Annotated in this window: 4 protein-coding genes (1 of these 4 cut by a window edge); all 4 read right to left on the reverse strand. The window is 73.9% G+C overall.

What is annotated here, in order from left to right; all coding sequences use genetic code 11:
* Tightly spaced (each overlapping or abutting the next), the 4 genes in view from JC616_RS03840 to hmlB form a layout consistent with a single transcriptional unit that may run on beyond the window.
* Positions 1-774, reverse strand: coding sequence for a glycosyltransferase family 32 protein (locus JC616_RS03840; protein ID WP_158274218.1), 774 nt, complete (start codon positions 772-774; stop codon positions 1-3).
* Entirely contained in the window at positions 771-1,541 is a 771-nt protein-coding gene (gene hmlD / locus JC616_RS03845; protein WP_227106803.1) for an SDR family oxidoreductase HmlD, read from the reverse strand. The genes JC616_RS03840 and hmlD overlap by 4 nt, the downstream gene beginning before the upstream one ends.
* Positions 1,538-12,490, reverse strand: coding sequence for a jagaricin-like haemolysin non-ribosomal peptide synthetase HmlC (hmlC, locus tag JC616_RS03850; protein WP_449727708.1), 10,953 nt, complete (start codon positions 12,488-12,490; stop codon positions 1,538-1,540). The genes hmlD and hmlC overlap by 4 nt, the downstream gene beginning before the upstream one ends.
* On the reverse strand, positions 12,487-14,675 hold the end of the coding sequence (gene hmlB, locus JC616_RS03855; RefSeq protein ID WP_227106806.1) for a jagaricin-like haemolysin non-ribosomal peptide synthetase HmlB. The gene runs 6,820 nt beyond the window's last position; 2,189 of the gene's 9,009 nt are visible here — the last part of the coding sequence; its start codon lies beyond the right edge, outside the window; its stop codon occupies positions 12,487-12,489. The genes hmlC and hmlB overlap by 4 nt, the downstream gene beginning before the upstream one ends.

Below are 14,675 nucleotides of genomic sequence, written 5' to 3' on the forward strand. Positions count from 1 at the left end.
TCATTGCAAAGGCAGCCGTCGCGTCAGCCAGGGCAGCAGCAGCCGGTTCAGCCGGGACAATAGCCGGTGGCGCAGGTCCAGCCAGTTGAGGTCCATGTGGTGGCGGGCGTAGCCGCCGTCGGGATCGTCGGCCGGCGGCCAGGAGCTGCCGTCCGGCGTGGGCGAGCCGGGTTCGAAGTAATAGCCGGGGCAGCACAGCGTGGCCGCGTCGTCCAGGCAGCCGCTTTGCTGCACGCACCAGGTGAAGAAGCGCGGCCCCACGGTGACGGCGGTGCGCATCGCCGGCGATTCGCGCAGCCGGGCCGGCATCGCCGGGTCCAGCGGCGCGCACTGGCCGGCGGCCAGCCGGTCCAGCACCGTGTCCCACAAGGGGTGGCCGGGCGCGCTGCCTATCAGCGCGTTGTTGAAGCCGTGGGTGCGCGACAGGATCAGCCGCCTCTCCGGCAGCAGCGGGTCTATGGGCCGCAGGTTTTCGATGTCCATGTCGATGTAGAAGCCGCCGTGCAGCGCCAGGAACAGATAGCGCGCGGCGTCTATGCGCTGGATGTCGCGCTCGAAGCCGGCGTAGCGAGCCGCGAACCAGGGATAGTGTTCGTCGACCAGCGCCTGCATCTTGGGCGCGTCCCAGAACACGAACTCCCAGTCCGGATGGCGTCGCATCCAGCTGTCGCGGTAGCGGCGGTATTTGTCCGGCAGCGCGGCGGCGCCTTGATACCAGATCTGATGGATGCGGCGCGGAATGCCCGCCTCCGGAGCGGAAAGTATCGGCTTCACGAGAAGGTCGCTCCGCCGTCGATGGCGATGATGCGGCCGTTGAAGTAATCGCATTCGATGATGAATTTCAGCCCCTGCCAGATTTCCGCCGGCTCGGCCATGCGCCGCAGCGGCACCTGGGCGATCAAGTCCTCGCGGGTGGCCGGCGCCAGGCCCGCCGCCATCGGGGTGTCGGTCAGGCCGGGCGCGAGGCCGGCCACGCGAATGCCGAAGGGCGCCAGTTCCAGCGCCCAGGTCCGGGTCAGCGCGTCCAGGCCGGCCTTGGACGCCGCGTAGTTGGACTGGCCGGGATTGCCGGCGCTAGTGACGGAGGAGACGTTGACGATCAGGCCCGGCGTCTTGAGGCCGGACTCCACGCGGGCGGCGGCGAATTCTCGGCTCAGCAGATAGGGCGCGGTCAGGTTGGCGTCCAGCACCGCCCGCCATTGCGCGGTGGGCAGCTTGCGGACGAAGCCTTCCACGTCCAGCCTCACCAGCCAGCCGTCGCGCAGGATGCCGGCGTTGTTGACCAGCAGATTGGCCGGCTCCGCGTCCTCAGACGCCGTTTTCAGAAAGGCGCGGACCGCGGCTTCCTGGCTCACGTCCAGCACCGAGCCGCGCACCGCGCCGGGCAGGCCGGCGGCGTCTTCCTCCAGCCGGCGCAGGCCGGCGGCGTCCAGGTCGGCGGCGTGGACCCGCGCGCCGGCGCGGGCCAGCTCCAGCGCGAAGGCGCGGCCGATGCCGCTGGCGGCGCCGCTGACGATGGCGTTGATGTGTTCCAGTTTCATTCTGCGGTTTCCATGGTGGTGGTTTGGGCGGCGGCCTGGCGCAGCGCGTCGCGCTCGGCGTCGGACATGCCGCGCAGCTTCAGGTAGACGGCGGCGATCTTGGCGGCCAGGCCGGGCGCGGACTCGCGTTCGGCCAGCAGCGCGGCCAAGGCGCGCGGGGTCTGGGCGTGGAAGGTGGCGCGCAGCGGCAGGGTCTGCCGGAAGATCTTGTTGACGCGCACCTGGATGCGGGTGGCCAGCAGCGAATGGCCGCCCAGTTCGAAAAAGTCGTCGTCGGCGGCGACGCCGGCGCGTTCGAACACTTCTTCCCACAGCGCGCACACCGCTTGCTCCAGCGCGCCCTGGGGCGCGCTGCCGGCGCGGGTCGGCGCGTTCCCCGCCGGTTCGGGCAGGGCCTTGCGGTCCAGCTTGAGGTTGGCCGTCAGCGGCAGCCGCTCCAGGGTGACAAAGCGGCTGGGCAGCATATAGCCGGGCAGCGCGGCGGACAGCCGGGCGCGGACCCGCTGCAAGGCGGCCGGATCGGCCTCGTCGCCGGCGCGCCAGGCGCCGCTGTCGTCCGGCACCAAATAGGCGATCAGCCGGGCGTGGCCTTGCGGGTCGCGGCGGACGGCCGCCGCGGCCTGGCGCACGCCGGGCAGCTCGCGCAGCCTGGTTTCCACTTCCTCCAGCTCCAGCCGGAAGCCGTTGAGCTTGGCCTGGCCGTCCAGCCGGCCCAGCACGCGGACCTCGCCGTTCGGCAGCAGGCAGGCCAGATCGCCGCTGCGGTAGACGCGGGCGCCGGGCCGGCCGGCCAGCGGATCGGGGAGGAAGCGGGCGGCGGTTTGCGCCGGCGCGCCCAGATAGCCCAGCGCCAGGCCGTCGCCGCCTATGCGCAGTTCGCCGGCCAGATGCGGCGGCAGCGGCTGGTCGTGGTGGTCGGCCGTCCACAGCGTGGTACGGCGGATGGCGTGGCCGGCCGGCGGCGGCAGCTGGCCGCCGTCCACCCGGTGCAGCGCGGACCAGATGGTGGTTTCGGTGGGCCCGTAGACGTTCCACAGCGCGGCGCCGGCGTCCAGCAGCGCGCGGGCCAGATCGGCGGGCAGCGCCTCGCCGCCGCACCAGGCGCGCAGGCCGGGCACCGGTTTCCAGCCGGCTTCCAGCAGCATGCGCCAGCTGGCCGGCGTGGCCTGGATCACGCCGGCGTCGCGGCGCGCGGCCTCGGCGGCCAGCGCCGGGCCGTCCCCGGCGGCCGAGGCCGGCGCGATGGCGACCGTGCCGCCGCAGACCAGGGGCAGCAGCAGTTCCAGCGCGGCGATGTCGAAGGACCAGGTGGTGACCGACAGCAAGACGTCGTCGGCGCCGAAGCCGGGTTCGGCGCGGAAATGCCTCAGGATGTTGGCCAGCGAGCGATGGGCGATCTGCACGCCCTTGGGCCGGCCGGTGCTGCCGGAGGTGAACAGGGTGTAGGCCGGCGCTTCCGGGTGGAGCGCGTCGCCGGGCAGCGGGCCCTCGTCGATGTCCGCGGCTGCGGGCGGCAGGGGCGCGGGCAGCGTCAGCAGCTTGGCGGAGGCGGGCCAGCCGGAGGCGTCGCCGTCGACGAGGATCAGGCCGGGGCGGGCGTCTTCCAGGATGGCGTCGCGCCGCAGCGGCGGCAGCGCCGGGTCCAGCGGCAGGTATTGCGCGCCGGCCCACAGCGTGGCCAGCAGCGCGGTCAGCGCGCGCGCGTCAGGCGGCAGCGCCAGCGCCACGGTGTCGCCCGGGGAGACCCCGTCGGCGATCAGCCGGCGCGCCAGCGCGCGCGCGCCGCTCACCAGTTGGCCGTAGCTCAGGCTGCCATCCTCGGCGGCGACCGCGGTCTTGCCCGGCTTGAGCCGCGCGGCGGCGCTCAGCATGGCGAGCACGGTGTCGCCGTCCGGCGGCGGGAAGGCGGCCGGCGGCGTCGGCTCGGCCAGGCGCAGATCGCCGACGCGGTCCGCGCCGTCGGCGATCTGCCTCAGCAGCCGCGGCAGCGCGTGCAGCAGCGCTTCCACGCGTTCCGCCTCGATGCGGCCGGCGTCGAAGACGCCGTCCAGCTCGATGGCGTCGGCGCCGGGTTTGACGTAGAGGGTCAGCGGGTAGTTGGATTGCTCGCGCGCGGAGGCCGCGCCCACGCGCAGCGCCTGGGCGGCGTCGCCGACCTCGGCGCGGATCGGGTAGTTCTCATAGACCAGCACCGCGTCGAACAGCGGCTGGCGCGCGGACAGGCCGCTCCAGCGCTGAATGTCCACCAGGGCGCTGGCTTCGTGCGGCACCAGCCGGCTTTGGGCGTCTTGCAGCCGGCCGAGGAAATCGCCGATAGGCTGCGCGGCCGAGCAGTCGGCGCGCAGCGGCAGGGTGGCGATGAACAGGCCGACGGCGGCGTCGCGGCCGGGCAGCGATTCGGGCCGGCCGGACATGGTGACGCCGAACACCAGATCGTCGCAGCGGCCGATGCGGGACAGGGCCACCGCCAGCGCGCCCTGGAACAGGGTGTTGAGCGTGACTTTGCGTTCGCGCGCGGTCTTGCGCAGCGCGGCGCCCAGTTCCGGGCTCAGCCGCAGCGACTGGGAGCGCGGCCGGGCCGGGCCGCCGGCCGGCAGCAGGGCCAGATCGGCTGCGGCGGCGTAGCCGCTGAAGTAGTCGCGCCAGAAGGCTTGCTGGGCCTGGCGGTCGCTGTGCGCGCGCAGCCATTTGATGAAGCGTCCGAAAGAGGGCGCCGGCGGCAGCGCCGCGCTCTGGCCCTGGCTCAGTCCGCGGTACAGGGCCAACGCCTCGTCGAAGACGACGGCCATGGACCAGCCGTCCAGCAGCGCGTGGTGATGGGTCCAGACCAGCCGCCACGGCGCGCCGTTACGCGTCAGCAGCGCGAGGCGCATCAGGGGCGGGGCGTCCAGCGCGAAGCCGGCGGCGCGGTCGGCGGCCAGATAGCGTTCCAGCGCGGCCTCGTCCGGCGTTTCGAGAACCGAGAACGGCAGCGCGGGCGCGCGGTGGACCCGCTGCAGCGGCGCGGCCAGCCCTTCCCAGGCGAAGCTGACGCGCAGCGCGTCATGCCGCGCCAGCACCTGTTCCCAGGCTTGGCGCAGCAAGGCCGGGTCCACCGCGCCGTCCAGTTCGGCGACCACTTGCTCGATATAGACGCCGGCCGGGCCGGCGGCGGCTTCCATCCGCGTGTGGAACAGCATGCCTTCCTGCACCGGGGTCAGCGACCACAGGTCGACGATGTCGCCATGCGCGCCCAGCGCCGCGGGCAGGCCGGCCTCGTCCAGCGCGGCCAGCGGGAAATCGTCCGGGGTCAGGGCCGCCGCCGCGGCAGCGGCGTCCGCGTCCAGGCTCAGCAGCGCGAGCAGCCGCTGCCGCGTCTGGCGGGCGAGGGCTTCCACTGTCGCGCGCGGCAGGGCGGCGCGGCCGTAGTTCCAGCGCAGCGACAGCTTGCCGTCGCTGACCAGGGCCACGATGTCGATCAGCCGCGGGCGCAGGCCGTCCGGGTCTTCCATCGCGCCCACTGATTCCGGCGCCGGCGCCAGCGCGCCGTCGGCCGGCAGGCTGGCGTCGAACTGGCCCAGGTAGTTGAAGGCGATCTGCGGCTCCGGAGCGGCGGCCAGCGCGCGGGCGTCGGCGTCGTCCGCCTGCCGCAGCGCGCCGTAGCCGGCGCCGCCGGCCGGCACCGCGCGCAGCGTCTGCTTGACCCGGCGCAGCAGGCGCTGCGGCGTGGCTTCGGCCAGGCCGCTCACGGTCAGCGGGTACAGGGCGGTGAACCAGCCCACGGTGCGGGAGAGGTCCAGCGTCTCGTCGTCGCGGCCGTGGCCTTCCATGGTGACGGACAGCGCGTCGGCGTCCAGCCAGTCGCGCAGCGCGCCCAGCGCCGCCGCCAGCAGCATTTCCTCGGCGCTGGCGCGCAGCGCTCCGCCGCGGAGCAGGGCGGCGGTTTCGCCGCCGTCCAGCGACAGTTCCACGGTGTCGACCGCGCCGTAGCGGTTGTCGCGTTCCGCCTCCGCCGTCAGCGGGACGCGGACCGCGTCGGCGGCCAGCCGCGCCTGGTCTAGCCAGTAAGCGCGTTCTTCGGCGGAGGGCGCGCGCGGGCGCAGCGCCCAATGGCCGAAGCCGACGCGCGCCGGCGGCGGGGCCACGCCGGCCAGCAGGCCGGCGAGATCCTGCAACAGCACGCGCCAGGACACACCGTCCACGATCAAATGATGGATGAGCAACAGCAGCCGGCCGGCTTCGCCGTCGCCGCAGTCGAAGTGCACGGCCCGCAGCAGCGGCCCGCGCTCCAGATCCAGCGCCCGCTGCGCCGCCTCGGCGCGGGCCTCGATGGCGGCGGCGCGTTCCGCGGCCGGTAGCGCGCTCAGATCGACGCGCTCCAGCCAGTCTTCTTCGCGCAAGGCCTCGCGCGGCGCGTAGTGTTGGCGCCAGCCGTCGGCGCCGGCGGCGAAGCGCAGGCGGAAGGCGTCGTGGCTTTGTTCCAGCCGCAGCAGGGCGTCGCGCAGCGCCGGCGCGGAGACGCCGGCGGCCACGCTCAGCAGCAGCGCCTGGTTCCAGTGGCCGGGACGCGGCAGGGCGCTTAGGCGTTCGAAGAACCAGTGCTGGGCCGGGGTCAGCGGCAGCGGCGCGCCGGACGGAATCTCCGGCAGTTCGGCTTCCGGCCGCGCCGGGCGTACCTGGGCGGCCAGCTCGGCGACGGTGGGATGGCTGAAGATGTCGCGCGCGGCCAGCGCCAGGCCGGCCTGGCGGGCCTGGGCCACGATCTGCAGGCCGAGGATGGAGTCCCCGCCCAATTGGAAGAAGTTGTCGTCGGCGCCGATGTCCTCGCGGCCCAGCACTTGTTGCCAGATCGCGGCCAAGGCCCGCTCTTGCGGGGTGTCGGGCGCGCGGTCGCGGGCCGGGGACGCCGCGTCCGTCTGCGGCGCCGGCAAGGCGGCGCGGTCGGTCTTGCCGTTGGGGCCGACCGGCCATTGCCGCAGCGCGATCCATTGCGCCGGCAGCATGTATTCCGGCAAGCGCAGGCGCAGCGTCGCCAGCATGGCCGCGCGCCAGTCGCCGGCCTCGGCCTCCGGCGTTAGCCGGACGTAGGCGGCCAGCCGGTCCGCGCCGGAGCGGTCGCGGTAGAGCGCGGCGGCGGCTTGGCGCACGCCGGGGCAGGCGGCGAGGCCGGCTTCGATCTCCTCCAGTTCCACCCGCTGGCCGCGCAGCTTGACCTGGCCGTCGGCGCGGCCCAGGTATTCCAGCGCGCCGTCCGGCAACAGGCGCACGATGTCGCCGCTGCGGTACAGGCGGCCGCCGGGCAGCGGCGACAGCGGGTCCGGGATAAAACGCCGCGCGGTCTGCGCCGGCTGGCCCAGATAGCCGCGCGCCAGGCCGCAGCCGGCGATGTAGAGTTCGCCGCGCACGCCGGGCGGCACCGGATTGAGGCGGGCGTCCAGCACGTGGAAGACGACGCCGTCTATGGGCTGGCCGATGCCGACGGCGAGCGCCGGCGGGTCCGAGCGCAGGTATTCCGCGCTGGAGGCGTCGATGGCGGTTTCGGTGGGGCCGTAGAGATTGACCAGGGGGATGTCCAGCGCGGCGTGGAAGCGGGCCAGGGTGGCGGCCGGCAGCGCTTCGCCGCCGACGAAGACCCGGCGCAGCGCGCGGCAGCCGGCGAAGTCCGGCATCGCCAGCAGCACGGCCAGCAGGCTGGGCACCAGCTGTAGCACGGTGACGCCTTGTTCGCGCACGGCGCGGATCAGGTAGTCCGGGTCGCGGTGGCCGTCCTCGGCCGCCAGCAGCAGCTTCGCGCCCTGGGTCAGCGGCGCCCAGAATTCCCATACCGAGGCGTCGAAACCCACCGGGGTTTTCTGCAGCACCGCGTCGTCCGCGTCCAGCGGGTAGCGGCGCTTCATCCAGGCCATGTGGTTGTCCAGCGCGGCGCGGCCGACGGCGACGCCCTTGGGGCGGCCGCTGGAGCCGGAAGTGAACAGCAGATAGGCCAGCGCGTCGCCGTGGACCGGCGCGACGGGGGCGGCCGCGTCTTCATCGTTCAGATCTTCGGCCAGGTTTGCTTGCAAGACGGCGCAGCCGGGCGGCGCGTCAGCGGCGGGGTCCAGGCTGAGCAGCAGCGCCGGCGCGGCCTCTTGCAGGATGTCGCGGCGGCGCGCTTCCGGCTGGCCGCGGTCCAGCGGCAGATAGGCGGCGCCGGCTTTCAGCGTCGCCAGCATCGCCACCACCAGCTCGGGCGAGCGCGGCAAGTCCAGCGCCACCACCGCGTCCGGGCCGGCGCCGTGCGCCAGCAGCCGGCGCGCCAGCCGATTGGCGCGGGCGTCTAGTTGGGCGTAGCTCAGCGTCGCGCCCTCGCCGGCCACGGCCACGGCGTCCGGGCGTTGCCGCGCGACGGCGGCGATGGCCTGCGGCACCGAGAAGTCGGCGAGGCCGGCGGACGGGCCGCGTAGCGGCTTGGGCGCGCTCTGGGTCAGCGGCGCGTCCAGGCACAGGGCGTCCGGGTTCCGCGTCAGCGCCTCGGCGGCGGCCAGGTAGAGCCGGCCGATGGCGGCCACTTGCGCGTCGGGGAAGGCCGCGCGGTCGTAGGAAAAGCCCAGGGTGACGGCGCCCTCGGCGCGGCTGGCGCTGAAGGTGACCGCCAGCGGGATGTCCACCGCTTCCAGGCGGCTGCTGTCCAGCACTTCCAGCGCGCCGGCCTCGCCCAGTTCGCGGTAGACGTGGAAGTCCACGTAGTTGAAGGAGGCTTCGAAGCGGGCGGCTTCGCCCAGCTTGAGGATGTCCGCCAGCGGGAAGAAGCGGTGAGGCAGGCTGTTGCCTTCCGCCGCCATGGTTTCCGCCAGCAGCGCGCGCCAGCTGCCGCCGACGCGGACGCGCAGCGGCAGGGTGTTGAGGAAGAGGCCCAGCGCTTCGGCGCCGTCGGCGTCGGCCGGGCGGCCGTTGCTGACTAGGCCGGTGACGATTTCGTCCTGGCCGCACAAGCAGGCCAGCGCGCGGGCGTGCACCGCCAGCAACAGGGTCTTCAGCGGCAGGCCGCTGTCGGCGGCCAGGCGGATCAGCGCGGCGGCGACCGCGGCCGGGAAACCGATTTCCTGCGCGCCCACCCTGGCCTTGCCCGCCGGCGCGGCATGCTGCGGCCAGCGCGGAATGGCGGCGGACGGCAGGCCGCTCAATTGGGCGCGCCAGTAAGCCTGTTGCGCCGGATCGGCCAGCGCCGCCCGCTCCGCGGCGACGAAGTCGCGGAAGGCCGCGCGCGGAGCCGGCGCGGGGCCGGTCTGGCCGCGCATCCGTTTGAACAGGGCCGCGCACAGGGTGGCCACGCTCCAGCCGTCCAGGATGGCGTGGTGGAAGGCCAGCGTCAGCTGCCATTCGTCGTCGGCCAGCCGCAGGCAGCCGACGCGCAGCAGCGGCGGCCGTTCCGGCGCGAAGCGCTGTTCGCTCAATTGCCGCAGCTGGCTGGCCACGGCCTCGTCTCGCTGCTGCGGCGACAGACCGCGCAGGTCGTCGATGTCCAGACTGGGCGTCAGATCGCGCCAGACCAGCTGCAGCGGCTGGGAGTAGCCGGCCAGCGCGAAGCCGGTGCGCAGCAGCGGATGTTCGCGGCTCAGCTCCGCCAGCGCCTGGCGCAGGCGTTCCGGGGCGATGTCGGCGCGCAGCCGGTGGGAGAACACATCGTGGTACAGATTGCGGCCGTCGTCGTATTCATTGTGGAACAGCATGCCGGCCTGCAGCCTGGCCAGCGGCAGCGCGTCTTCCACCTCGGGCGGCAGCCGCGCGTGGTCGGCGGCGTCTATCAGCGCGAAGGGCGGCAGGACTGGGTCCGGCGCGCTGGTGTTTTCGTCTTCGCCTTCGCCCATCGCCTCGACGATGGCGGCGATGGTGCCGTGGCGGAAAATGTCCTGGATGCTCAGCGGGCAGCCGCGCTCCTTGGCCAGGCCGGCGATGCGCACGCTGCGGATGGAGTCGCCGCCCAGCGAGAAATAATTGTCGTGGATGCCGACGCGCGGCAGGCCCAGCACCTGGCTCCAGATCTCGGCCAGCAGCTTTTGCCTGGCGGTGGCGGCGGGGACGTAGGGCGTGTCCAGCGCCGAGCGCGCGCCTTGCGGCGACGGCAGCGCGCGCGCGTCCACCTTGCCGTTGAGGGTGAGCGGAAACTCGGCCAGCACGATGAAAGTCGCCGGAATCATGTGGGCCGGCAAGCGCGCGGCCAGATGGCGGCGCAAGGCGTCGGCGCCGGCCGCGGCCGGGTCGTCGGCGCGCAGATAGGCGATGAGTTGGTCGTCGGCGGCGACGAGGTGAACGTCGCTCACCGCCGGATGGCTCAGCAGCGCGGCACGCACTTCGCCCAGCTCGATGCGGAAGCCGCGTATCTTCACTTGATGGTCGATGCGGCCGCAGTAGAGCAGTTCGCCGTCGGCGCTGCGCCGCGCCAGATCGCCGGAACGGTAGCGCCGTTCCGCGCCGACGCCGGGAAAACGCTCGGCGTTCAATTGCGGGCGGTTCAGATAGCCTAGGCTGACGCCGGCGCCGCCGACCAGGATTTCGCCGGGCGCGCCCAAGGGCACGGGGTGGCCGCAGGGGTCCACCAGTTCCAGGCTCAGGTCGTCCAGCGGCTCGCCTATCGGGCTGAGTTCGCCGCCGGTCTCAAGATCGGCGGCGAGGATGCGGCGGAAGGTGACGTGGACGGTGGTTTCGGTGATGCCGTACATATTGGCCAGCCGCGGGCCGTCGTCGCCGTGCCGTTCCAGCCACGGGCCCAATTCCGCCAGCCGCAGCGCCTCGCCGCCGAAGATCACCCAGCGCAGCGCCGACGGACGCGGCAGCGGCGCGGCGCTTTCCGCGGCGATCGCCAGCTTGAACGCCGACGGGGTCTGGTTCAGCACGGTGACGCCCTCGCGGCCCAGCAGTTCGACGAAGGCGGCCGGATCGCGGCTGAGTTCGCGCGGCACCACCACGCAGCGGCCGCCGTAGAGCAGCGCGCCCCAGATTTCCCACACCGAGAAATCGAAGGCGAAGGAGTGGAAATAAGTCCAGACGTCGTTCTCGTCGAAGGCGAAATGGCGGGCGCTGGCGGAGAACAAGCGCAGCACGTTGCGGTGGGAAACCAGCACGCCCTTGGGCTGGCCGGTGGAGCCGGAGGTGTAGATCACGTAAGCGCCGTGCCCGGCTTCCAGGCCGGCGGGCGGCCGCGCCGCCGGTCTGGCGCCGCAGCCTATTTCCGCCAGCGACAGGCAGCGGTGTTCCGCCGGCAGCCGCGGCCGGAGTTCGGCGTCGGTCAGCGTGAGCAAAGCCTGGCTGTCGTCCAGCTGATAGGCCAGCCGCTCTTCCGGATAATCCGGGTCCAGCGGCAGATAGACGCCGCCGGCCAGCGTCACGCCAAGCATGGCGGCGATTTGTCCGGCGGAGCGCGGCAGGCAGACGCCCACCCTGACGCCGGGCGCGACGCCGTCCTGGCGCAAGCGTTCCGCGATGGCGGCGGCCTGGGCGCGCAGCTGCCGGTAGCTCAGCGTCGCGGGGCCGTCGCTGACGGCGACGCGGTCCGGAAAACGCTCGGCGGCGGCCAGGAAGGCGGCGGCCAGGGTGTCCGGCCCGCCGCGGCCGGCCGGCGGGAGCGGCGCGGGCGGCTGAACCGCGCTGGGCCGCACCAGGCCCAGCTCGCGCAGCGCGGCGTCCGGCCGCGCGGCGATCTGGCGCAGCAGCTCCAGATAGGCCTCGGCCAGCGCCGCGGCCGGCGCCTCGTCCACCCGCGCGCGGTCGAAGCCCAGCTTCAAGCTCAAGCCGTCCGCGCCCGGCACCAGGGTCAGGGTCAGCGGATAGTGGGTGCGCTCGCGCTGGGAGACGTCCGAAATCCGGAAGCCCAAGCCGTCCGAGGGCAGGGCGTCGCCTATCGGGAAGTTGTCTATCGCCACCAGGGTTTCGAACAGCGGCTGGCCGCGCGGCACGCCGCTGTGGCGCTGGACGTCGGCCAGGTCGCTGTGCGACAGCGATTGCAGCTCCAGCTGGCGGCGCTGCACCTCGGCCAGCCATTGCGGCAGCGCGGCGTCGGCCGGCGTCGCCAGGCGCAGCGGCAGGGAGTTGATCAACAGGCCCGCCATGCCGTCCACGCCGGGCAGGTCGATGGCGCGGCCGGACAAGGTGAGGCCGAAGACCACGTCGTCCTGGCGCGCGTAGCGGCTGAGCAGAATGGCCCAGGCGCCCAGCAGCAGGGTGCCCGGCGTTACCCGGCAGCGTTCGGCGGCGGCGGCGAGGTCGCCGTCGACGCGGTAGTCCAGCCCTCGTTCGATCTGGCCGACGTCGGCGCCGGCCAAGGCGCCCGGCAGCGCCGGCCGGTCCAGGCCCAGCGGCGTCGGCGCGGCGAGATCGCCCAGCAGGGCGCGCCAGCGGCTGGCGGCGGCGTCCTGGTCCTGGCGGCCCAGCCAGCTCAGATAGGCGGAGAAGGGCGGCGGCGGCGGCGGCAGCGCCGCGCCGGACAGCAGCGCGAAGTAATCGCGCATCAGGATGGGCAGCGACCAGCCGTCCAGCAGAATGTGATGGTGGCTCCAGATCAGCCGCCATTCCGCCGGCCCGTAGCGCAGCAGCGTCAGCCGCATCAGCGGCGGCCGGTTCAGCTGGAAGCCGCGGCGGCGGTCTTCGTCCAGCAGCGCCTCCAGCCGCCGCTCGCGCTCGGCCGCATCGTCTTGGCTCCAGTCGTGAACGGCCAGCGGCGCGCGGGCGCGGCGGAACACCACCTGGCGCGGCTCGGCCTGGCCCTTGGTGACGAAGGCGGTGCGCAGGATGGGATGGCGTTCGGCCAGCCGCTCCAGCGCGTCGGCCATGGCGGCGGGGTCCACCGCGCCGTCCAGCCGGCAGATCAATTGCTCGAAATAGACCGGCGAGCCGGGCGCGAACAAGGTGTGGAACAGCACGCCGCGTTGCAGCGGGCTCAGGGGCAGGATGTCCTGGATCTGGTCTTTGAGGTTCGGTGTGCTTGTCATGGTCATTCTATGTCGGTGAGGTCGTCCAGCAAGGCGGCCAATTCGTTCTCTTCCAGCGCGACGCCGGCGAAGTCCGAGGTGTGGTAGGCGACAGCGGGCAGGCCGCCGGCGCGGCAGAGCGCGGCCAGTTCTTCCAGCGCCAGTCGGCACTGTTCGGCCAACGCCGGGGTGTCGTGGGCGTCGGCGTAGTCGAAGTCCAGCCGCAGGCGGCCTTTCTCGATGCGGGCGTTGACGGCGACGGCGTGCGGCAGCCGCTGGCGCGGGTCTTGCGCCGGTCCGGCCTCCCGCGCCGACAGCCGCGCGCGCAGCCGCGGCAGCACGCCGTCGGCGGCGTCGTCCAGCCGGCCCAGATAGTTGAAGCTGAGCGGCCGCGGCGGCGCCTGGTCCAGCGCGGCGGCCTGGGCCGGATTGCCCAGATAGCGCAGCGCGCCGAAGCCGATGCCGCCGCCGGGCACGCCGCGCAGCGCGGCCTTGGCCGCCGCCGCCGCCGGCTCCCAGCCGTCGCCGGCCGGTTCAATGCGCAGCGGGTGCAGGCAGGTGAACCAGCCCACGCTGCGCGACAGATCGGGCGCGGGGCCCGCCGCCGCGCCGCGGCCGTGGTTTTCCAGATCCAGGGCGAGCGCGGGCAGGCCGCTCAGCCGGCGCCAGGCCAGGGTCAGCGCCGCCAGCAGCAGTTCCTGCGGCTGGGCGCGGTAGCGTTCCGCGCCGCCTTCCAGCAGCGCGGCGCTGGCGTCGGCGTCCAGGCTGACCGTCGCGCGGCGGCGTTCCGCCACGCGGCCGACGGCAGAGAGTCCGGGCGGCGCGGCCAGCGGGGCGACGGCGGCGCGCCAGTAGCCGAGTTCGCCGGCCAGCGCGGGCGCGGCTTCCGCCAGCGAGCGTGTCCAGGCCCGGTAGCTGACGGCCACCGGCGGCAGCGAGATCTCTACGCCGTCCGCGGCCTGGCCGTAGGCCTGGTCCAGGTCGTCCAGCAGAATGCGCCAGGACACCACGTCCAGCACCCAGTGGTGGGCGATCAGCAGCAGTTCGGGGCGGCCGTCCGGCCCGGCCTCGATCAGCACGGCGCGCAGCAGCGGGCCGCGCTCCAGGTCCAGCGAGGCTTGCAAGCGCGCGCCGTGGGCTTGCAGCTCCGCCTCGCGCGCGGCCGCTTCCGTTTCCCGCAGCGTCAGCGTTTCAAGCGGCGGCGCGGCGCGCGGGCCGTAATGCTGGCTCCAGCCGCCGTCGGGCTCGCGGCGCAGCCTCAGGCGCAGCGCGTCGTGCCGCAGGGCCACGGCCGTCAGCGCCGCCCGCAGCGCGGCCGGGTCCGCGGCGGCGTCCAGGCTCAGCCGCAGGCTGAGGTTCCAGTGCTGCGGCGCGGGCCAGTCTTGTTGCAGGAACCAGCGCTGGATGGGCGCCAGCGGCGCCTCGGCCTGCTCCGGCTCCTCGATGTGGGTCCGCCGCGCTGTCGCGCCGGCCACCGCCGCCAGTCCGGCCACCGTGGGATGGGCGAACAGCGCGCGCGGCTCGATGTCGAAACCGGCCTGCTTGGCGCGCGAGACGATTTGCAGGGCCAGGATGGAATCGCCGCCGGCGGCGAAATAATTGTCGTGAACGCCGATGCCGCCGCGTCCCAGCGCCGAGCGCCAGATCTCCAGCAGCGCGGCCTCGGCCGGGCTCAGCGCGGCGTCCGCGTCCGGCGCGTCCGGCGCGGCGTCTTCCGGCGACGGCAGCGCCGCGCGGTCTATCTTGCCGGCCGGGGTCAGCGGCCATTGGCGCAGGATCAGGATGGCCTGTGGCAGCTCGTGGGCCGGCAGCCGGGCGGCCAGGTGTTCGCGCAGCGCGGCGGCGTCGGCGGCGGCCTCCGGTTTGAGCCGGGCGTAGGCCAGCAGCTGGCGGCGCTCGCCGTCCCGGCGGATCAGCGCCAGCGCCTCGTCCACGTCCGGATGGGCGTTCAGCGCGGCGGCGACGCCGTCCAGCTCGATGCGGTAGCCGCGGTGCTTGACCTGGCCGCCGGCGCGGCCCAGGAAGCGGATGCCGCCGTCGGGCAGGTATTCGCCCAGGTCGCCGCTGCGGTACAGCCGCGCGCCGGGCAGGCCGGACACCGCGTCCGGCACGAAGCTGGCGGCGGTGCGGCCGGGCTGGCCGATATAGCCGCGCGCCAGCGCCTCGCCGCCGATGTGCAGCTCGCCGGGCACGCCGGGCGGCACCAGGCCGC

The sequence above is a fragment of the Chromobacterium rhizoryzae genome, assembly GCF_020544465.1.
Lineage (GTDB): Bacteria > Pseudomonadota > Gammaproteobacteria > Burkholderiales > Chromobacteriaceae > Chromobacterium.

Bases quoted from the DNA above. Each gene is read 5' to 3' on its own strand.
- hmlC (WP_449727708.1), bottom strand. From the start codon at position 12,490: ATGACCATGACAAGCACACCGAACCTCAAAGACCAGATCCAGGACATC.
- hmlD (WP_227106803.1), bottom strand. From the start codon at position 1,541: ATGAAACTGGAACACATCAACGCCATCGTCAGCGGCGCCGCCAGCGGC.